Origin of the sequence: Ramlibacter alkalitolerans, from assembly GCF_016722765.1 — a bacterium.
In the GTDB taxonomy this organism is placed as follows: Bacteria; Pseudomonadota; Gammaproteobacteria; order Burkholderiales; family Burkholderiaceae_C; genus Ramlibacter; species Ramlibacter alkalitolerans.
Map to the genome: position 1 here is coordinate 149369 of NZ_JAEQND010000011.1, position 17717 is coordinate 167085.

The 17717-nt window shown below is 70.7% G+C and carries 24 protein-coding genes; 4 read left to right on the top strand and 20 right to left on the bottom strand.

Annotated elements, in window-relative coordinates:
- The first annotated feature begins 19 nt into the window (after positions 1–19).
- Genes frdA through frdD form a run of 4 tightly spaced genes read left to right on the top strand, consistent with a single transcriptional unit; the run spans position 20 to position 3350 of the window.
- Entirely contained in the window at positions 20–1849 is a 1830-nt protein-coding gene (gene frdA, locus JI746_RS19845) for a fumarate reductase (quinol) flavoprotein subunit (protein ID WP_236599984.1), read from the top strand.
- Positions 1833–2588 carry a succinate dehydrogenase/fumarate reductase iron-sulfur subunit gene (locus tag JI746_RS19850; protein WP_330893044.1) on the top strand — a complete coding sequence of 252 codons (756 nt, stop codon included), beginning with the start codon at positions 1833–1835 and terminating at the stop codon, positions 2586–2588. The genes frdA and JI746_RS19850 overlap by 17 nt, the downstream gene beginning before the upstream one ends.
- A 1-nt stretch (position 2589) precedes the next feature.
- Positions 2590–2988 (top strand): fumarate reductase subunit C, encoded by a 399-nt coding sequence (locus JI746_RS19855; protein WP_201692006.1) that lies wholly within the window; start codon positions 2590–2592, stop codon positions 2986–2988.
- A complete protein-coding gene (gene frdD, locus JI746_RS19860; protein WP_201692007.1) occupies positions 2985–3350 on the top strand; it encodes a fumarate reductase subunit FrdD in 366 nt (121 codons plus the stop codon). Before JI746_RS19855 ends, frdD begins: the two co-directional genes overlap by 4 nt.
- Positions 3351–3372: 22 nt before the next feature.
- Here frdD and JI746_RS19865 read toward each other — a convergent pair whose 3' ends face one another.
- Genes JI746_RS19865 through flgG form a run of 20 tightly spaced genes read right to left on the bottom strand, consistent with a single transcriptional unit; the run spans position 3373 to position 17695 of the window.
- Positions 3373–4158, bottom strand: coding sequence for a sigma-70 family RNA polymerase sigma factor (locus JI746_RS19865; RefSeq protein ID WP_201692008.1), 786 nt, complete (start codon positions 4156–4158; stop codon positions 3373–3375).
- 7 nt (positions 4159–4165) lie between these two features.
- On the bottom strand, positions 4166–4924 hold the full coding sequence (fliP, locus tag JI746_RS19870) for a flagellar type III secretion system pore protein FliP (RefSeq protein WP_236599985.1): 759 nt from the start codon (positions 4922–4924) through the stop codon (positions 4166–4168).
- The gene (locus tag JI746_RS19875) at positions 4921–5331 is read right to left on the bottom strand and encodes a flagellar biosynthetic protein FliO (RefSeq protein WP_201692009.1); all 411 of its coding nucleotides are present in this window, start codon (positions 5329–5331) and stop codon (positions 4921–4923) included. Before JI746_RS19875 ends, fliP begins: the two co-directional genes overlap by 4 nt.
- 1 nt (position 5332) lies before the next feature.
- A complete protein-coding gene (locus JI746_RS19880; protein WP_201692010.1) occupies positions 5333–5689 on the bottom strand; it encodes a FliM/FliN family flagellar motor switch protein in 357 nt (118 codons plus the stop codon).
- 12 nt (positions 5690–5701) lie between these two features.
- Complete coding sequence (locus tag JI746_RS28250) at positions 5702–6517, bottom strand: FliM/FliN family flagellar motor switch protein (protein ID WP_201692011.1); 816 nt, start codon at positions 6515–6517, stop codon at positions 5702–5704.
- Positions 6514–7692, bottom strand: a complete 1179-nt coding sequence (locus JI746_RS19890) for a flagellar hook protein FlgE (RefSeq protein WP_201692012.1) — start codon at positions 7690–7692, stop codon at positions 6514–6516. Before JI746_RS19890 ends, JI746_RS28250 begins: the two co-directional genes overlap by 4 nt.
- Positions 7693–7703: 11 nt before the next feature.
- Complete coding sequence (locus tag JI746_RS19895; protein WP_201692013.1) at positions 7704–8102, bottom strand: flagellar hook assembly protein FlgD; 399 nt, start codon at positions 8100–8102, stop codon at positions 7704–7706.
- On the bottom strand, positions 8093–8665 hold the full coding sequence (locus tag JI746_RS19900) for a hypothetical protein (protein WP_201692014.1): 573 nt from the start codon (positions 8663–8665) through the stop codon (positions 8093–8095). Before JI746_RS19900 ends, JI746_RS19895 begins: the two co-directional genes overlap by 10 nt.
- Positions 8662–9162, bottom strand: coding sequence for a hypothetical protein (locus JI746_RS19905; RefSeq protein ID WP_201692015.1), 501 nt, complete (start codon positions 9160–9162; stop codon positions 8662–8664). The genes JI746_RS19900 and JI746_RS19905 overlap by 4 nt, the downstream gene beginning before the upstream one ends.
- Positions 9159–10487, bottom strand: coding sequence for a FliI/YscN family ATPase (locus JI746_RS19910; RefSeq protein ID WP_201692016.1), 1329 nt, complete (start codon positions 10485–10487; stop codon positions 9159–9161). The genes JI746_RS19905 and JI746_RS19910 overlap by 4 nt, the downstream gene beginning before the upstream one ends.
- Positions 10484–11218, bottom strand: coding sequence for a FliH/SctL family protein (locus tag JI746_RS19915; RefSeq protein ID WP_201692017.1), 735 nt, complete (start codon positions 11216–11218; stop codon positions 10484–10486). Before JI746_RS19915 ends, JI746_RS19910 begins: the two co-directional genes overlap by 4 nt.
- A complete protein-coding gene (locus JI746_RS19920; RefSeq protein WP_201692018.1) occupies positions 11215–11754 on the bottom strand; it encodes a hypothetical protein in 540 nt (179 codons plus the stop codon). Before JI746_RS19920 ends, JI746_RS19915 begins: the two co-directional genes overlap by 4 nt.
- A complete protein-coding gene (gene fliF, locus JI746_RS19925) occupies positions 11751–13211 on the bottom strand; it encodes a flagellar basal-body MS-ring/collar protein FliF (RefSeq protein WP_201692019.1) in 1461 nt (486 codons plus the stop codon). Before fliF ends, JI746_RS19920 begins: the two co-directional genes overlap by 4 nt.
- A gap of 28 nt (positions 13212–13239) precedes the next feature.
- On the bottom strand, positions 13240–13557 hold the full coding sequence (fliE, locus tag JI746_RS19930) for a flagellar hook-basal body complex protein FliE (RefSeq protein WP_236599986.1): 318 nt from the start codon (positions 13555–13557) through the stop codon (positions 13240–13242).
- Entirely contained in the window at positions 13554–13982 is a 429-nt protein-coding gene (flgC, locus tag JI746_RS19935; protein ID WP_201692020.1) for a flagellar basal body rod protein FlgC, read from the bottom strand. Before flgC ends, fliE begins: the two co-directional genes overlap by 4 nt.
- Before the next feature lie 3 nt (positions 13983–13985).
- Positions 13986–14369 carry a flagellar basal body rod protein FlgB gene (gene flgB / locus JI746_RS19940; RefSeq protein ID WP_201692021.1) on the bottom strand — a complete coding sequence of 128 codons (384 nt, stop codon included), beginning with the start codon at positions 14367–14369 and terminating at the stop codon, positions 13986–13988.
- A gap of 11 nt (positions 14370–14380) precedes the next feature.
- The gene (locus JI746_RS19945) at positions 14381–15496 is read right to left on the bottom strand and encodes a flagellar basal body P-ring protein FlgI (RefSeq protein WP_201692022.1); all 1116 of its coding nucleotides are present in this window, start codon (positions 15494–15496) and stop codon (positions 14381–14383) included.
- A 2-nt stretch (positions 15497–15498) separates the two neighbouring features.
- Positions 15499–16074, bottom strand: a complete 576-nt coding sequence (locus tag JI746_RS19950; RefSeq protein WP_201692023.1) for a flagellar basal body L-ring protein FlgH — start codon at positions 16072–16074, stop codon at positions 15499–15501.
- Positions 16071–16916 (bottom strand): hypothetical protein, encoded by an 846-nt coding sequence (locus JI746_RS19955; protein WP_201692024.1) that lies wholly within the window; start codon positions 16914–16916, stop codon positions 16071–16073. The genes JI746_RS19950 and JI746_RS19955 overlap by 4 nt, the downstream gene beginning before the upstream one ends.
- Complete coding sequence (flgG, locus tag JI746_RS19960; protein WP_201692025.1) at positions 16913–17695, bottom strand: flagellar basal-body rod protein FlgG; 783 nt, start codon at positions 17693–17695, stop codon at positions 16913–16915. The genes JI746_RS19955 and flgG overlap by 4 nt, the downstream gene beginning before the upstream one ends.
- Positions 17696–17717 lie beyond the last annotated feature (22 nt).

Sequence of the window (17717 nt, forward strand, 5' to 3'; positions counted from 1 at the left end):
GACAAAGGCGGGGGGTCTCTTGAGCGCCATACCTGTTCATCAATGCGACGTCGTCATCGTGGGGGGAGGCGGCGCCGGCTTGCGGGCCGCCATCGCGGTGGCCGAGAAGGATCCGGCGCTGCGCATCGCGCTGGTCTCCAAGGTGTATCCGATGCGAAGCCACACCGTCGCAGCGGAGGGCGGCTCGGCGGCGGTGGTGCGGCCGGACGACAGCCTGCAGCACCACTTCGACGACACGGTGCACGGCGGCGACTGGCTGTGCGACCAGGACGCGGTCGACTACTTCGTCGCCCACTGCACCGAGGAGATGGTGCAGCTGGAACACTGGGGCTGCCCGTGGAGCCGCAAGGAAGACGGCCACATCAACACGCGCGCCTTCGGCGGCATGAAGATCGAACGCACGTGGTTCGCCGCCGACATGACCGGCTTCCACATGCTGCACACGCTGTTCCAGACCTCGCTGAAGTATCCCAGCATCAAGAGGTTCGACGAACACTTCTGCTGCGACCTCCTCGTCGAGGACGGCCGCGCGCAGGGCGTGCTGGCGATCGAGATCGCCACCGGCGACTTCCGCCTGATCGAGGCCAAGTCCGTGGTGATCGCCACTGGCGGCGCCGGCCGCGTGTTCCGCCAGAACACCAACGGCGGCATCGTCACCGGCGACGGCATGGCGCTGGCGTACCGTCACGGCGTGCCGCTGCGCGACATGGAATTCGTGCAGTACCACCCGACCTGCATGCCGGGCACGGGGCTGCTGTTCACCGAGGGCTGCCGCGGCGAAGGCGGCATCCTGACCAACAAGGACGGTTACCGCTACCTGCAGGACTACGGGCTCGGCCCGGCCGACCCGTGGCCGCGCAAGAAGGCGATGGAGCTCGGCCCGCGCGACCGCCTCTCGCAGGCCTTCTGGCACGAGGAGCGCAAGGGCCGCACGCTCGAAGGGCCGCACGGCACCTACGTCAACCTCGACCTGCGCCAGCTGGGCAAGGCCAAGCTGCATGAACGCCTGCCGCAGATCTGCGAACTCGCCGAGGAGTTCATGGGCATCGATCCGGCCGACACGCCGATCCCGGTGCGGCCCGCCGTGCACTACACCATGGGCGGCATCCCCACCAGCGTGCTGGCGGCGGCGCCGCTGCCCGGACTGTTCGCCGCCGGCGAATGCGCCTCCAGCGGCATCCACGGCGCCAACCGGCTCGGATCCAACTCGCTCGCGGAACTGTGCGTGTTCGGCAAGGTCGCGGGTGAATCGGCCGCGGCCTTCGCCAAGGGGCATGGCTTCGGCCATGCGGCGAACCTCAGGGCCCAGGCCGGCGAAGCGCGCGAGCGCGCCCTGGCTCCGCTGCAACGCAGGCACGGCACGGAAAAGCTGGCCGACATCCGCAACGCCATGGCCAAGGCCATGGAGCGCGGCTGCGGCATCTACCGCACCGGTCCCGAGATGGAAGAGGCCGTGCGCGAGGTCGCCGTCCTCAAGGAGCGTGCGCAGCACGTGAAGCTGCAGGACAAGGCGGAAGCCTGGAACACGGAGTGGCTGGCCACGCTCGAACTGCAATACCAGCTCGATGTGGCGCAGGCGATGGCGCACTCGGCGGTCGCCCGCGAGGAATCGCGCGGCGCGCACCAGCGGCTGGACGCCGACTGCACCGAGCGCAACGACGCGCGCTTCCTCAAGCACACGCTCGCCACCATCGGCGCCGACGGCGCGCCGGTCATCTCGTACAGCGACGTGGTCATCACCCGTTCGCCGCCGGGCACGCGCGCCTATGGAGCGGCCGGCGAGGCCGCCGAAAAGGCGGACAAGGCCCACCAACAGACCAAGGAGAAGCAGCGTGTCGTCGTTGCCTGAGACCCGCACCATCGTCGTCGAGGTGCTGCGCTACCAGCCTGACAAGGCCGAAGCGCCCTACGTGGAGAAGTTCGAGGTCCCCTTCACCGACGACATGTCGGTGCTGCAGGGGCTGCAGTACATCAAGGACCACTTCGACGGCTCGCTGACCTTCCGCTGGTCCTGCCGCATGGCGATCTGCGGCAGCTGCGGCGTGATGATCGACGGCGTGCCCAGCCTGGGCTGCAAGACCTTCATGCGGGACTACTACCCCAAGGGCTTCCGCGTCGAGGCGCTGGCGCACTTCCCGATCGAGCGCGACCTGGTGGTGGACGCGACCGACTTCATCGACAAGCTGCCGCGCATCGAACCGTGGATCCAGCCCCAGCTGAAGAAGCCGCTGGCCGAAGGCGAATACCTGCAGATGCCCGAGCAGCTGGAGAAGTTCGAGTCCTTCAGCCACTGCATCAACTGCATGCTGTGCTACGCGGCGTGCCCGCAGTACGGCCTGAACCAGAAGTTCCTGGGCCCGGGCCTGACGGCGCTGGCGCACCGCTACAACGCGGACTCCCGCGACGGCGGGCACCCCGGGCGCGACGAGCTGATCCACTCGACGGAGGGCGTCTGGAACTGCACCGCGGTGGGCTACTGCTCCGAGGTGTGCCCCAAGCACGTGGACCCGGCCAACGCGGTGAACCAGAACAAGACGGCGAGCGCGCTCGGCTGGTTCGCCCGCATGATTCCCGGAGGGAGGCGCTGACATGGCTGCACGAAGACCTTATGTGCGCGACATGGACGGGTGGTGGACCCGCGTTCCGTTCTTCAAGCGCTACATGGCGCGCGAGGTGACGGCCTTCTTCGTCGCCGTCTACGGCCTGCTGATGCTGGCCGGCTTGGTGCGGCTGTCGCAGGGGCCCGCGGCCTTCGCGCAGTGGCTCGACCAGTTGCGCAGCGGCTGGTCCATCGCGCTGCACGTGGTGCTGCTGCTCGTGTTCGCGTATCACACCTACAGCTGGTTCGAGATCATGCCCAAGACCATGCCACCGGTGGTCGTTGGCGGCAAGAAGCTCGCGCCGCAGACGATCACCAGCCTGGGCATCGCGGCGGCCGCGGCCGCCTCGGCTTTCGTCCTCGTCGTCGCATGGGGGCTCGCACGATGAAACCGTCCACACTCAAGCACTCGAACCAGGCTCCGTTCTGGATGCTGTTCGGCGCCGGCGGCATGGTCTCGGCCCTGATCGGCGTCGCGCTGGTGTTCATGACCGGCCTGGCCGGGCCGCTGGGCCTGTTCGGTGCAGCCAACCCGATCGGCTACGAGAACCTGCTGGCCTTCGCGCGCAACCCGCTCGGCGCCCTGTTCATCTTCGCGGTGATCGCCTTGTTCCTGTGGCATGCAGCGCACCGCATCTACCACACGCTGCACGACTTCGGCATCCACCTGAACGCCTTCTGGTGGTTGTGCTGCTATGGCGTGGCGGCGCTGGGAAGCGTCGTGGCGCTCGTCTCGCTGCTGCGGATGTGAGGGCGCCTGCCGGCCAAGCCCCTTAGAACAGGGCGCTCCAGTCGCCCTGTTCGGCCAGCACGCCGCGCAGGCGCGCGAGCCCGCGCCGGTGCACCTGCGAGATGCGGCCGCGGGTGAGCTGCATCGTCGCCGCGATGTCCTCGAACGCCACTTCCTGCAGGTAGTGACTGCGGATCACCGCGCGTTCCTGCGCCGGCAGCCCCTCGATCGCCAGCACCAGGCGCTCGCGCAGCTGTCGCAGCTCCGCGCTGCGGTAGAAGGGCTGCGAGACCGTGGCCGCGCCGTCGTCGACCATGCCGCTGCCTTCCAGCAGCCAGCACAGCGCCAGCCCGATGCCCGCCTCCGACACGAACGCCAGCAGCTGCTCCGGCTCCTGCGGCGGCGCAGTGCCGGCGCCGCTGCGCTCGCCGGCCATCGCCTTCACGTCCGCCATGCGCTCGGCACGCAGGCGCTGCCGCGCCGCGATCTGCTGCTGCTTCTCGGTGAAGCGCTCCAGGCCATTGAGGATCGCGCCGTGCATGCGGCGCGCGGCGAAGGTGCGGAATTGCACCCCGCGCCCCGGATCGAAGCGCTCCATCGCCTCCAGCAGCCCGACCGAGGCGTATTGCAGGTAGTCCGCGTATTCGATCTCGTCGTGGAAGCGGCGGGCATAGTACGCACCGGCGACGATGCGCGCGTACCCCATGTGCAACTTCAGCAGCCGCTCCCTGGAGCCGGCATCCCCGCCCTGCCGCAGTTGCTGCCACAGGAGCGCTTCGTCTGCGCCGTGCGTTGCCGGGTCCGTGGCATGGGATGCAAGGGCTTGCATGGCCACCTCAATGGAAGGATCCGACCAGTGCCTTGAGCACCAGGGACCAGCCGTCGACGAGCACGAACATCAGCACCTTCAGGGGCAGCGCGATGGTCGTGGGCGGCATCATCATCATGCCCAGGGCCATCAGCACCGAGGAGACGACCAGGTCGATCAGCAGGAAGGGCAGGAAGACGAGGAAACCGATCTGGAACGCTGCCCGCAGCTCGGACAGCATGAAGGCGGGAATGAGCTGCACGTTGCCGACATCCTCGATGCCCTGCGGCATCTTCGCCTTCGACAGCTCGATCATCAGCGCCAGGTCCTGCTCGCGCGTCTGCCGCACCATGAACTCGCGCAGCGGCGCGCTGCCCTTGCTGTAGGCGGCTTCCATGCCGAGCGCGCCGTTCATGAAGGGCTGGAAGGCCTGGTCGTTGAGCGACTGCAGCACTGGCGACATGGTGAACAGCGTGAAGAACAGCGCCAGCCCGATCAGCACGGGATTGGGCGGCGTCTCCGGCATGCCGATCGCCTGCCGCAGCATCGACAGCACGATGATGATGCGCAGGAACGAGGTCACGCACACGAGCAGGGCCGGCAGCACCGCCAGCACGCTCAGCCCCAGCACGACGCGCAGGGCCTGGGCAGTGTCGTTCGATGCCGCCCCGAAGGCGCCGCTGGCGGTGGTGGCCACCGGCGTCGCGGCCAGCAGGTCCAGCGGCCAGGCGAACGCCAGCACCATCGCCACCCCGCTGGCGATGGTGCTGCAGCAAGCGCGCGTCATGGAGCTCCTCCCTCGGCCGCGTCCAGCGGGCGCCTTGCGAGCAAGGTGACCTGCTGCGGGGTGCACGCGAGCAGGAACTCCTCGCCGTTCCACTGCACCGCGTGGACGCTGGCGTGCGGCGTCAATGGCTGGCTCGAACGGCGGACGATGGCGGCAGGTCCCCGGCGCGTGGCGGACTGCGCCTGCGCGCCGGCACCGCGGCGCCACCATGCATAGCCACCGGCCGCAACGGCCAGCCCAAGCAACAGCACCGAAGGCATCCAGGATCCACCCTCCACGGCAGGCTGGACATCGCGCCGCAAGGGCAGCGTGCCGGGCAGCGCCTCGGCGCTGGCGGCGGCGGCCGAGAGCCCGAGCAGCCACGCCAGCAGCATGGCCCCGAGGTGGCGGGCAAGGACGGCGTTCATCTCAGAGCTTCAGTGGCAGCGGCAGTTCGCTGATGCGGACCGCGAAGGAGCCGTCGACGGCGACCAGTTGGCCGCGCGCCACCACCTTGCCTTCCAGCATCAGGTCCACCGGCTGCTCGAGGCCGCGTTGCAGCACGAGGACCTCGCTCTCGCGGGCGCCGAGCAACTCGCCCACGCTCATCTCCGCCTCGCCGACGCAGACCTGCAGGCGGACCCGGACGGCGTGCAGCAGGTGGGCCTGCCGCAGCAGCGGTGCGGCGCCGGCGGCCGGTGCGCCCGGCTCTTCCAGCTCGATGGTGCGCGCGGCAGCCGCCGGGTGCGCTGCCGGCTGCATGAAGGATTCGATCATCTGGCTCATGGACTGCACCTTTCAATCGGGCTGGAGGGCGGCGGGGCGGGCGAGCTCGAGCGCCTTGCGCCCGCCGGCGCGTGCGAGGTAGCCGGCGAACACGACCTGCTCCTGCGCATCGCGCACGAGGAGCGGGGCATCCAGCCGATGCGGCAGGGGAACGACGTCGCCGATGCGCAGGTCCTGCAGGCTGGCGAGGTCCAGTTCGCAATCGGCGAGGCGGGCCTGCAGCGCAAGACGCAGGGCGGCGAGCGCCGTGCTCACGGGCGCGAGCGTGCCCGTGGCTGCAGGCGCCGCAACAGGGCGTGGGAGTTCAGCCGCGCAGCAGCGCAGCGCGTGCTCCACCGCCGCAGCATCCAGCAGCAGGCGTGCATCGGCGGGCAGCGACACGTACACCAGCCCGGACCAGGGGCCCGCAGCCTTCGGCCGCGCGGGCGCCGCGGAGTCCGGTGCGACGACGCCCAGTGCGGCGCGCAGGCGCTCGTGCCAATCCGTGCTGCACGCCTGCGCGATGCGGCGCGCGATCGGCCCCATCGTGGCATCACTGCCCCACAGCGCCTCTGCCAGCTTCTGCTCGAACGACGACGGCAGCGCGAGCCAGACCGACCCGGTGCCTGCCGCGCCCGCCGACTGCCACGCTCCCTCCGAGTGCTCCGCGCTCGCCGGGCCGCACGTCACGCCCTGGGCAACCAGCGGCAAGCCCCACGCTTGGCACCAAGCCTGCAGCGCAGATTCGAGCGTGCGCCCCAGCGCCGAAAGCTGCGCCTCGCGCCATGCCACCAGCGGGCGGCTTTCCCCGTTGCGTCGCCACGGCGCCGGAAGGCTGCCTGCGCTCACTTGTGCTTCATCCCGAAGAGTTCCTGCAGCATGTCGTTCGCGGTCGAGACGATCTGCGAGGAGGCCTGGTAGCCGCGCTGCATGATCACCAGGTCGCTGAACTCGCGCGAGAGGTCGACGTTCGAGATCTCCAGCGATCCCGCGCGGACGCTCGCAAAGCCGGCATCGCCGGCCGCGCCCAGAAGCCACGGAACACCACCTGTTTCGGCATACAAGCCGTCGCCGAGATCGCGCACGGCATCCGGGGTGGAGAAGCGCCCCAGCGCGAGGCGGACGCCCTTGCTCGTCTGGCCATTGGAGTAGGTGGCGACCAGGACCCCCGTGGCGTCGAAAGCCAGCTTCGTGAGTGCGCCGGGCCCGAAGCCGTCCTGCGAGGTCATGGCGAGCGTGGAGAGGCTGCCCGATGCGAAGGACGTCACGTCGCTGGAGAAATCCAGCGTGAGCGGCTGGGCGCTGCGGCCGGCCGGCGTGTAGGAGAAGGAGAGCTTGCTCGTCGCCGCCGTCGGGAGGCCGTCCTCGAAAGCGAGCTCCGCCTCGCCGACCGAGGTGCTGCCATCGAGCAGTTCGACCTTCCAGCGACCCTCCTTGTCCGGAGCGAGGCTCGTGAGGCGCACCTGCAGGTTGTGCTCGCCCCCTGCCCCGTCGTGCACCTGAACGGACCCGACGGTCTGCTCGGTCGCCGTGCTGGAGAGGTTGCCGGTGAAGCGCGCGACCTCGGTGGCCTTGCCGGCATTCGTGCGCAGGCCCGCCATGGAGATCTCGCCCAACGTGCCGTCGGCAGACCGACCCAGCACCTTGCTGCCATCGGCGCGGTTCAGCAGCACGCCTGCGGCATCGAACTGGAACTGGCCGGAGCGCGTGTAGCGCGTCTGGCCCTGCCCGTCGCGCAGCACGAACAGGCCCTGGCCATCGAGCGCCAGGTCGAAGTCGTTGCCGGTCTGGCGGAAGTCGCCCTGCCGCCAGTCGACGCGGCTGGCCAGCGCGTCCACGCCATGGCCCAGAGCAGCTTCGCCTCCCTTCGTCCCCGAACTGCTCGCGTCCATGAGGTCGGAGAACTGCAGGTTGGAGGCCTTGAAGCCGGGCGTGTTCAGGTTGGTGGTGTTGTTGGCGATCACGCGCAGCCCCTGCTGGAAGGCTTGCAGGCCGGTGAAGCCGACGTGGATGGAATCGAGCATGGAGGTGCCTTTCAGCGGATGGCAGTGAGTTGGGACAGGCTGACGTCGTTCAGCACGCCGCCGCCCGGCAGGGTCACGGTGAGCAGCGGCGCGTCGCCCTGCAGCGCCATCGCGCTGACCGTGCCCGTGTTGCGCACCCCGTTCGACTCCACGTCCACGCTGCGCCCGAGCAGGCCCACCGACTGCAGGGCGGCCTCGTTCTCCAGCATCTGCTGCACGCGCTGATTGAGCTGCTGGGTCTGGTCGAGCGCGGTGAATTGCGCCATCTGCGCCATGAACGCCTGGTTGTCCATGGGTTTGAGCGGGTCCTGGAACGTGAGCTGCGTCAGCAGGACTTTCATGAAGTCCTGCAATCCGAGCGCGCTGGATGCCGCGCCGGCGGCAGGCGCGGCGATCGAGCCTATGGCCATGGTGATTCCTTGAGGAAGGGGGAAGGTGTGCGCGCCAGGGGCGCGGCGGAGGAAGGCGCCTGCGGATCCAGCGGCACGCCGTTGCAGACGAGGGAGCTGATCCGCTCGCCGCTGGAGTGCAGGCCGCGGCGCAGGTCGGCCACGGCGACGGCGGCGCGCTGCGCCACGAGCGTCGCATCGCCGTCGATCCCCAGCCACACCTTGACGCCTTGCGCAGGCACGACCTGGACGTGCAGCCGCACGAGCGCCCGTTCGCTCTCGCGTTCCCTGCCGCCGCTCGGCGGCAGGGGCTCTGGTTCGCATGCGGTCTGGGAGGAGACCGGATGGGGGCGCGGGGTGGCCGGCTCGCCCGGCACGACGGGGCCGCCACACGATTCGAGGTCCCTGCCCTCGTCGTCGCGGCCGCGATCCTGCGGGCGCTGCGCCGGCTCCGCTGCCTCCAGGCTCGAGGCGGCGCGCTGCAGGTGCAGTTGCCACAGCATGCCGTGCGCGGCACGCGCGGCCAGCGCCGCCGCAGGCGGGGCGGCGATCGCGTTGGGCAGGTCGAGCAGGGGCAGCTTCACTCGGACTCCCTGCCTTTGCGCAGTTGGGCGCAACGCCGCAGTTGCGTGAGCGCCAGCCACGCTGCGTCGGCCTCCCGGCACTCGTGGCGCAGTCGCGCCTGCAGGTGCTCCCGCTGCGCGGCGTCGCGCAAGAGCTGCACCGATTCGAGCTGGCGCTGGCGTTGCGCGCAGGCTTCGCGCGCCTCGGCCACGCGCTGCTGCATGGCCAGGCTGGCGGCAGCGGCGGCGATGCGTTCGCCTTCGAGGTGCGCGAGATAGCGCATCGCCTGCGCGCCGGCGAACACGTCGTGCCTGGCGCTTGCCAGCGCCAGCGCTTGCTGCTCGATCTGCTGCGCGCTGCGGCGGCGCTCGGCCTGGTCCAGATCGCACGACTGCATTTGCAGGCGGGCGAGGGCGAGGCGGGCGCTTTCGACCTCGGCTTCGAGCCTGCGCTCCGCCGGCAGCAGGCGCCAGCGAAAGCCGCGCAGGTCGACCGCCCCCACCGGCCCGCGCTTCATGCCGTACCCCCTTGGGCGAGGATCGCGCCGAGCTGCTGCAGCGCCAGGGCACGCGGCACGCCCCCGGCATCCTGTCGCAACCAGGCAAAGAGCGGTGCCTCCAGGGCGAGCGCCGCGTCGAGCGCCGGATGGGCGCCCTTGGTGTACGCGCCTAGTTCCACCAGCTGCCGGTTGCGTTCCAGGACGGCAAGGTGGCGTACGGCTTCCCGCACACGCAGCCGATCGGGCTCGGTCGCGAGATCCTTGAGCAGGCGGCTCGCGCTGCGCAGCAGGTCGATGGCCGGGAAGTGGGCCTGCTGGGCCAGATCGCGCGACAGGACGATGTGGCCGTCGAGGATGGAGCGCATGCTGTCCGCCACCGGCTCGTTGAGGTCGTCGCCCTCCACCAGCACCGTGAGCAAGGCCGTGACGGAACCGCCGGAGGGCAAGGTGCCGCAACGCTCGCACAGTTGCGGCAGTTCCGCGAAGACCGAGGGCGTGTAGCCGCGCGCCGTGGCCGGCTCGCCGGCCGCCAGTCCGACCTCGCGCCGGGCCATGGCGAGCCGGGTCATGGAGTCCATGGTGAGCAGGACCTTGCGGCCCTCCTGCGCGAAATGGCGGGCGATCGCGACGGCCGCATGGGCGGCCCGGATGCGGGCGAGCGCCGGCTGCTCGGAGGTGGCCACCACGACCACGGAGCGTCGAAGGCCGGTCTCCCCGAGCTGTTCCTCGATGAACTCGCGCACCTCGCGGCCTCGTTCGCCGATCAGCGCCACGACATTGAGGTCGGCCCGCGCATGCTGCGTGATCATTCCGAGCAGGCTGCTCTTGCCGACGCCGCTGCCCGCGAAGATCCCCATGCGCTGGCCTTCTCCCAAAGTCAGGAAGACGTCGATCGCGCGCACGCCGGTTTCCAGCACCCGTTCGATCCGCGGCCGCTCCATCGGATTGGTGGCCGGCGGGTACAGGTCGGCCCAGTTACCCACGGCAGGCCGGGGGCGGCCATCGAGCGGCTCACCGAAGCCATCGATCACGCGTCCGACCAGCTGCGGGCCCACCCCGATGCGCGATGCATGCCCCAGCGCGACCACCTTGCAACCCGCGCCTACGCCGCGCAGCGGCGCGTAAGGGAGCAACACGACCCGGCCCTGCTCCAGGCCGACGACTTCCGCGAGAACGGGCGGAGCCGAGCCTTCATCGTCCGGCAGCACACGGCACATCTCGCCCAGGTCGGCCCGCGGGCCCTCGGCCTCGATCGCCAGGCCTTGCAGCCGGCGCACCCAGCCGATGCGTTGCACCAGTTGCGCCGAACGCAGCGCCTCGCGATAGCCGGAGAGGACGCTCACGCCGTCTCTCCTGCGCTGTCTTGGCTGCTGCTCGCTCTCGCTTCGAGCAAGGCCGCCTTGCAGGCCTCGAGGATGGCGTCCAGGCGCGCATCGAGCGCGCCGGAGGTGGACTTCAGGATGCACCCACCCAGCGCCACCTGGGCGTCGCCGATGACGGGCACGGCGCCCGACCCCGGGCGCTGGAGCAGTTCCGCATCCTGGGGATGCACGTGCAGCACCACGTCCGGTGCACCGTGCTGCGCCAGAAGGTGCGCGAGTTGCGCCCGCACGAACGCCGGCTGCACGGCACTGGCGCCGACCACGCGGCACAGCGTCTCGTGGCAAAGGACCACCATCTCGTCCTGGGCACTCCACAGGAGATCGGCGACTGCGGCCTGCGCATGCTGCGCGATGCGGCGCAGCCGCTCGTGCTCGGCGACCCACTGGGCTTCGGCTTGCGCCAGCGCGCGCTGCACGGCCTGCCGGACTTCCTCCGCTGCCTGTGCACGGCCTTCGCGCAGCCCCTCGGCACGGCCGGCGCGCAGGCCTTCCTCGTGGCCTTGCTCACGCCCTTGCCGCAGGGCCTGCGCGTGCGCCTGACGCAGAGCCTGGTCCTCCTCCGCTTCGTCCATCAGAGCCTGTGCCGCCGGCGCCGAAGCGCCGCCGGTTCTCGCGCGCCCGAGGCGCAAGGGCGCACTGTCGAAGCGGATGCCGCGCAGCACCTCCGCCGCGTTCGAAGATCCGCTGCTCATCGCCGCCCCCGCATCGCACGGAGTCGCCGCCGCATGGCTTGCCACAGTGAAGGGGTGCGCGGGTTTGCCGCTTCCCACACACAGGGGGCAAGCTCCGCGACGGCTGCAGCCTGCAGGCCGCCGGCCTGGCTCACACCCGCAGCCGTGCGATCGACGCCGCGCGCGAATGCAGGGGGCAGCTCCGCCAGCAGTTGGTCGCGCCACGGCCAGGGCTGGCTCGCCAGCAGGGCAGCCGCCATGCGCGGCGGCTCGGCGCACAGGAGCGCTGCGAGCCTGCGCACACCCGCGGCATCGAGCGCCGGCAGGGCACCGACAGCGCTGCGATCCTCGTGTGCGTCCTCAGGGAGGAGGGTGCGGGCGAGCTCCGGCTCGCGCGGAATCCCGAGTTCCTCGAGTTCCTGCAACAGCGGGCCCAGGGCGGCCTGCTGTTCGCCGGAGAGCGCGTTCAGCACCCATTGCCGGTCGGCACCCCCGAGCGCATGCAGGGTCAACGCTGCGTGATGGGCCGGAGTGGGCAGCGGCGTGGCCGGCGTCATGCGTGCCTCCCGCGCGCGGGAGCGGACGGCGCCGCAACGGGTGGCATGGGGGTCTGCAGCATCCATGCGCGCACCTGCTGCAGCGCGGCCTCGCGCTGCGCCTGCGACAGGCGCGGCACATCGGGCAAGGGCGCGACCGGTCGGCGCTGCCGCCACCCGAGCACCAGCAGCAGCAGCGCGAGCAACGCCACCCCGACCGCCAACGGCAGCGCCCAATCGGGAAGGTCCATGGCATGCGCGCTGGCCGGCGTGGTGACAGGCAGCGGTGCGGGCGTTGCCGCCACGGGCACCGGGGTGGCCGCCGGCTGCAGCGCCTGGACGACCACCGTGTCGCCGCGCTCGGCGGAGGCGCCCACGGCGGCAGCGACCAGTCTTTGCACCTGCTCGCGCTGTTCCGCCGCGAGCGGCTGGCGCACGACGGCGACGACCTGGATGCGCCGCACCGCCCCCGGCTGGCTGACCACCTGCTCCACCCGCCGCCCCGTCTGGTACTCGACGTCCCTCTGCATGCTGCTGCCGCGCGCGGCGCGTGCCTCCGCATTGCGCAGATCGGGGCTGGCGCTGTCACGCGCCGATTCCTTTTCCCGCACCAGCACGCCGGTCGCGGGGCCGCCCCGCGCATCCGGCGTGGCGAGCACGTCTTCCGTCGTGACACGGACCTGGTCCATGTCCAGCACGAGATCCACGCTGGCCAGGGCCTGGCCGGCGCCGAAGGCCTGCTCCAGCACGGCCGCCGCCTTGCGCGCCAGGTAGTTCTCCATTTCCCGCTTCAGTTCCAGGCGCGCCGCGCCTGTGCCTCCGGCGGCGTCGGCGTCCGGGTCCACCGCCCGCGTCAGCGCCACGCCACGCTGGTCGACGATCGTCACTTCCGCGGCCTGCAGTCCCGGCACTGCGGCGGCCACCAGGCGCTGGATGCCGCTGACCTGCTCGCCGCGCAAGGACTGCCCCGGCCGCAGCGTGAGCGTGATGGCCGCCTTGGGACGGGTGGTGTTCTGGCGGAACAGACCCTGCTCCGGCAGGGCAAGGTGCACGCGCACGTCGCGCACCTCGGGGAACGCGAGGATCGTGCGGGTGAGTTCGCCCTGCAGCGCGCGCTGGTAGTTGATCTTCTGCGCGAATTCGGTCATGCCGAAGTCGCTGGTGTTGAACACCTCGAAGCCGACGGAACCATGCAGCGGCAGGTCGCGCCCCATCAACTTCATGCGCGCGGCGTGCACCTGCGAGCGGTCGACAAGCAGGGTGCGTCCCTGGTCCGCCACCGAGTAGGGGATCTTCAGCTTGTCCAGTTCACCGGCAAGCGTGGCTGCATCCTGCTCGCGCAGGTCCGAGAACAGCACCGCAGGTTCGCTGCGCAACAGCCACCAGCCTGCCACGCCGCACAGCAGCAGCACGGCTGCGCAAGCGGCGACGAATCCGAGCCTGGCAGCGGGTGCCAGGGTCTCCCACCAGCTCTTCATGCATCCTCCATGGGTGTTCGTGGCCGTGCTAGATCTGCATCCGCATCACGTCCTGGTAGGCCTCCAGGGCGCGATTGCGAACCTGCAGGGCGAGTTGCAGCGCGATGCGGCTTTCCTCCAGCCGCACCATCACCTCGTGCAGGTTCGCCGTCTCGCCGGCCGCGAGCCGCTGCAGGTCGACCTGGCTGGCCAGCAGCTGCTGGTTCAGGTCCTGCAGGCCCTGCGCCACCTGCGCACCGAAGCCGGTGCCCGCGGTGGCGGAGGCTGCCGCTGGGCCCGCTGCAGCCGCGGCGCTGGCAGGCACTTCGTCGTGCATGCCCATGGCCTGGATCGCCTCGATGTTCATGATCCCCTCCCGATCTCCAGCGTCTTCAGAGCCAGCGACCGTGCGCTGTTCAGGGCGGCCACGTTGGCCTCGTAGGAGCGCATCGCGCTCATGAGGGTCACGATTTCGGTGGCGGGATCGACGTTCGCCTGGTGCACGAAGCCGCGCGCGTCCGCGAGCGGATGGCCGGGGTCGTGCACCATGCGCGGCGCGGCGACCGTGGCTTCGACGGTGGCTACCGGGAGCGCGCCCGTTTGCAGACCCGTGTCGACCATCGACTCGAACGGAACGGAGGGCGCGACGAGGACGCGCAGCGGCTGGTACGCGGGCGCGCCGGGCCCCTGCACGCTGTGTGCGTTCGCCAGGTTGAGGGCAGCGACCTCGACCCGCATGCGCTGCACCGACATGCCCGCGGCACTGATCGCAAAGGTTTGCGCGAAATCCATCGGCTATTTCCTCCCGTCGCCGGCGGCAAGCGCCAGCAAGCCAAGATGGCGGGACAGCCCCTGGACGAGAGCCTGGTACTCCACCCCGTTGCGCGCGAGCTCGCTCATCTCGGCATCCAGCTGCACGACGGCGGCCTGGCCGCTGGCATCGAATGCCGGTTCGGCTTCGGCGCGCAGGCTGTCGACGGCGGCGGCATCCAGCGCGCCTCTTTCCGCCAGCGCACTGCGCGCCTGCGCCAAGTGCGCGTCGAACGAAACCCTCTGGGGCACGTAGCCCGGGGTGCTTGCGTTCGCGATGTTGGCTGCCACTGCGGCCTGGCGGCGGCTGGCCGTCTCCAGCGCCGCCGACAGGGCCGCCGTGGTGATGGTCTCGATGGGCATCGGCATGCAGGTGCTCCTCACTGGACGACCAGCTCGCCATGCAGGGCGCCGGCTGCCTTCACGGCGCGCAGGATGGAAATGATGTCGCGCGTGCCGGTCTTCATGCGCGCCAGCGCCTGCACGAGATCGGACACGGTGCCGGCACTGGCCAGGAAGCCGACGCCGACGGGCTCTTCCACCTCCAGTTGCGTGTTCGTCACCAGCGCGCTGACGACGCCCGGTCCGGCACGGCCGGCGAAGGAAGGTTGCGACACGCTGTTCTGGCTGGCGATGGAAATCTTCAGGTCACCGTGCGAGATGGCGATGCGCGAGATGCGCACGTCGCCGCCGGCCACCACCGTTCCGGTGCGTTCGTTGATGACGACGCGGGCACGCCGGTCCGGCTCCACCGCGACGTTCTCGACGCGGGCGAGAAAGCCGACCAGTTCGTCGCGCAGACCCTCGGGAACCTCGATCTCCACGCCGGAGGCATCCCGCGCGTGGGCGATGCCGGGCGCGACCTGGCTGTTGATGGCGGCGACCACGCGGCTCGCCGTCGTGTAGTCCGGCTCGGCAAGCACGAAGGTCACCTGCGCGGGCGGGGCCATGCGCTTCGCCATGCCGACCTCCACCGTGGCACCGTTGGGAATGGAACCGGCCGTGGGGTGGTTCTTCTGCACCACGTTGCCGTTCGCGTCGTAGCGGTGTCCGCCGATGGAAAGCGGCCCCTGCGCCAGCGCATAGATGCGGCCGTCGGGCCCGCGCAGCGCCGTCAGCAGCAGGTTGCCCCCGAGCAGGCTGCGCGCGTCGCCGCTGGAACTCACCGTCACGTCGAGCCCATCGCCTTCCCGGGCCAGGGCCGGCAGCGAGGCACTCACCATCACGACGGCCACGTTGCGGCTGTTCACCTGCTCCGGGGCGACGCCCAGGTTGAACTGCGACAGCACATTGGAGAGCGCCTGCCGCGTCGCCCGGTTGGCCGGCGAGTCACCGGTACCGGCCAGCCCGGTCACGATGCCGGTGCCGACCAGCACGTTGTCGCGCCAGCCCTGGACCTTCCCGAGGTCCTTCACCCGCAGCGGCGCGTCCTTGGCGGCGCAAGCGAGCGCCAGCAGCAGGGCGGCAGCGAAGAGGAAGGGGCGAGGGCAACGCATGGCTACAGGCCCACCGCGTCGAGAAACCGGCGCCACCAGGCGCGGCGATTGCGGTCGCTGAGGTCGCCTTCGCCGACATACGTGATGCGGGCCTGGGCGATGCGGGTGGACTGCACCACGTTGCCGTCGCTGATGTCCACCGGCCGCACGATGCCCTCCAGCGTGACACGCTGCGCCTCCTCGTTGACGGTGACCGCCTGTGTGCCCGCAATGCGCAACTGCCCTTGCGGCAGGACTTCCTGCACCGTGACTGTCACGGTGGTGAGCAGCCGGCTGGCGCGTTGCGTCCGGCCGCCGCCGTCGAAGTCGCCCGCCACCGAGAGCGCTGCCTGGGCCGCCTTGTTGCTGCCGTGCGCGAGATCCGCCTGCAGGTGGTTGCTGCGGCGCGTCCCGGTCTCGGCGCTGCTGGTGGCACTGGAGTTCTCGAACACCTGCACGGTCAGCACGTCGCCGGGGCGGAACGCCTTGTTGTCGGCAGTGAGGCCGCGGAAGGACTCTTCGCGGAACAGGCTCTGCGCCTGGCCCGCGAACGCGATCGCGGCGAGTCCGGCGGCGAGGATCGTGCGGCACCGGCTCACGGCGCGAGCTCCAGTTGGGCCGGCCCGACGACCCGCGCGAACACGATGCCGCCGCCGCCGGGGGCGCGCACCCGCACGTGCTCGCCGGCGCGCCCATCCTGCAGGACCGTCACCTTGCTTTCCAGCGACACGACCCCGTCGCTGCTGCGCAAGGTCGCCCAGCCACCGCGTTCCACCAGCACTTGCGCCTGCGCAGCCGGCGACCTTTCCAGCGGGGGCGCGGCGGACGCAGGGGCTGCCGCCGGCGATCCGGCCAGCAGCGTCGCTTCGATTTCCAGCGGCACGGGCACGGCGCGCACGAAGGCCCCCTCGCACCACACCTCGACCCACACCAGCATGCGGTTGCGCAGGGCCGCATCTCCCATCGGTCGCGGGCGGAACTGCACTTCGCCGGCGGGCACTGCGAGGTCATGCGGTGCCCGGGCGACCCGCAATTGCGCGCCCCAGCCATGCTGCGCCAGCCAGGCGCGCAAGGCCTCGGTCGCCGCCTGCGCGAGTTCGGAACCCCGCACCTGGCGCGTCGCGCGGTTTACGCGCACGAGCTCCGGTCCCTGCCACGCGAGCTCGCCCTCGCCGAGTCCGGTCTCGCGCTGCACCCATCGGGCGAGCGATTCACGGCGCACGAAGGCGGGCTGGCCGTCCCGCGGAACACGGCCGATCGGCAGGTGCACGAGCTGGCGCATGAGCGCGAGTTCGGACGAGCGCAGATGGGCGATCTGTCCGAGCGCCACGCCGTCACCGGCGACTTCCGCCTGCGGCAGCAGTTCGACGGTGACGCGCGGCGCGGCCTGGGCGCACGTGCACGCCAGCAGGCTGGCGGCGAGACAGGAATGCAGCCTCATCGCCGCAGCCCGTTGATCATGCCGAGCATCTCGTCGGAGGCCTGCACCACCTTCACGCTGGCCTCGTAGGCGCGCTGGGCCACCATCAGGTTGACCATCTCCTCCACCAGCTTCACGTTGGAGGATTCGAGCGCGCCCTGGGCGAGGGTGCCCATGCCGTCCTCGCCGGGCCGGCCGCCGATCGGCTCGCCGGAGGCTTCAGTGGCGCGGTAGACGTTGGCCCCTTCAGGCAACAGGCCCTGCGGATTGGCAAAGCGCGCCAGTTCCAACTGCCCGGCATCCACTGGCGTCGCCTGCCCTGGCAGGCGGACCTGGACGCGGCCCGTGGCGGAGATCGTCACGGACTCCGCGTTGTCCGGGATCGCGATCCCCGGCTTGATCGGCACGCCGGCCTGGCTCGCGAGCTGGCCGTCGGCGTTCACCTTCAGCGAGCCGCCGCGTGCGTAGGCACGGGTGCCGTCCGGCATCGCGAGTTCGAGGAAACCATCGCCGACGATCGCGAGGTCCAGGGGCGCGTCGGTCTTGCGCAATTCCCCGGCGTCGAACACCTTGGCCGCCGCCCCGAGCTGCACGCCGGCGCCGATGCTGCCCGTCGCGAACAGCCCCGCTGCGTTCGTGCCGCGGGCTCCCTGCACCGCGGCAACGACCAGCTCGGAAAAGCTGGTGCGGTTCTTCTTGAAGCCGCTGGTGTTCACGTTGGCGAGGTTGTTGGCAATCGCGTCCACCTGGGCCTGGTGGGCCTGCATGCCGGTGGCGCCGATCGCAAGTGCATCAAGCATGGAATTCCTCCGCGTGAAGCGA

Excerpts from the sequence above, each read along its gene's own strand:
- fliF (WP_201692019.1), bottom strand. The coding sequence starts at position 13,211 with ATGAAGAGCTGGTGGGAGACCCTGGCACCCGCTGCCAGGCTCGGATTC.
- JI746_RS19920 (WP_201692018.1), bottom strand. The coding sequence starts at position 11,754 with ATGACGCCGGCCACGCCGCTGCCCACTCCGGCCCATCACGCAGCGTTG.
- JI746_RS19865 (WP_201692008.1), bottom strand. The coding sequence starts at position 4,158 with ATGCAAGCCCTTGCATCCCATGCCACGGACCCGGCAACGCACGGCGCA.
- JI746_RS19945 (WP_201692022.1), bottom strand. The coding sequence starts at position 15,496 with ATGCGTTGCCCTCGCCCCTTCCTCTTCGCTGCCGCCCTGCTGCTGGCG.
- JI746_RS19890 (WP_201692012.1), bottom strand. The coding sequence starts at position 7,692 with ATGCTCGATTCCATCCACGTCGGCTTCACCGGCCTGCAAGCCTTCCAG.
- frdD (WP_201692007.1), top strand. The coding sequence starts at position 2,985 with ATGAAACCGTCCACACTCAAGCACTCGAACCAGGCTCCGTTCTGGATG.
- JI746_RS19880 (WP_201692010.1), bottom strand. The coding sequence starts at position 5,689 with ATGAGCCAGATGATCGAATCCTTCATGCAGCCGGCAGCGCACCCGGCG.
- flgB (WP_201692021.1), bottom strand. The coding sequence starts at position 14,369 with ATGCCGATGCCCATCGAGACCATCACCACGGCGGCCCTGTCGGCGGCG.
- flgC (WP_201692020.1), bottom strand. The coding sequence starts at position 13,982 with ATGGATTTCGCGCAAACCTTTGCGATCAGTGCCGCGGGCATGTCGGTG.
- fliP (WP_236599985.1), bottom strand. The coding sequence starts at position 4,924 with ATGACGCGCGCTTGCTGCAGCACCATCGCCAGCGGGGTGGCGATGGTG.
- flgG (WP_201692025.1), bottom strand. The coding sequence starts at position 17,695 with ATGCTTGATGCACTTGCGATCGGCGCCACCGGCATGCAGGCCCACCAG.
- JI746_RS19915 (WP_201692017.1), bottom strand. The coding sequence starts at position 11,218 with ATGAGCAGCGGATCTTCGAACGCGGCGGAGGTGCTGCGCGGCATCCGC.
- fliE (WP_236599986.1), bottom strand. The coding sequence starts at position 13,557 with ATGAACATCGAGGCGATCCAGGCCATGGGCATGCACGACGAAGTGCCT.
- JI746_RS19895 (WP_201692013.1), bottom strand. The coding sequence starts at position 8,102 with ATGGCCATAGGCTCGATCGCCGCGCCTGCCGCCGGCGCGGCATCCAGC.
- JI746_RS19955 (WP_201692024.1), bottom strand. The coding sequence starts at position 16,916 with ATGAGGCTGCATTCCTGTCTCGCCGCCAGCCTGCTGGCGTGCACGTGC.
- JI746_RS19855 (WP_201692006.1), top strand. The coding sequence starts at position 2,590 with ATGGCTGCACGAAGACCTTATGTGCGCGACATGGACGGGTGGTGGACC.
- JI746_RS19875 (WP_201692009.1), bottom strand. The coding sequence starts at position 5,331 with ATGAACGCCGTCCTTGCCCGCCACCTCGGGGCCATGCTGCTGGCGTGG.
- JI746_RS19905 (WP_201692015.1), bottom strand. The coding sequence starts at position 9,162 with ATGAAGCGCGGGCCGGTGGGGGCGGTCGACCTGCGCGGCTTTCGCTGG.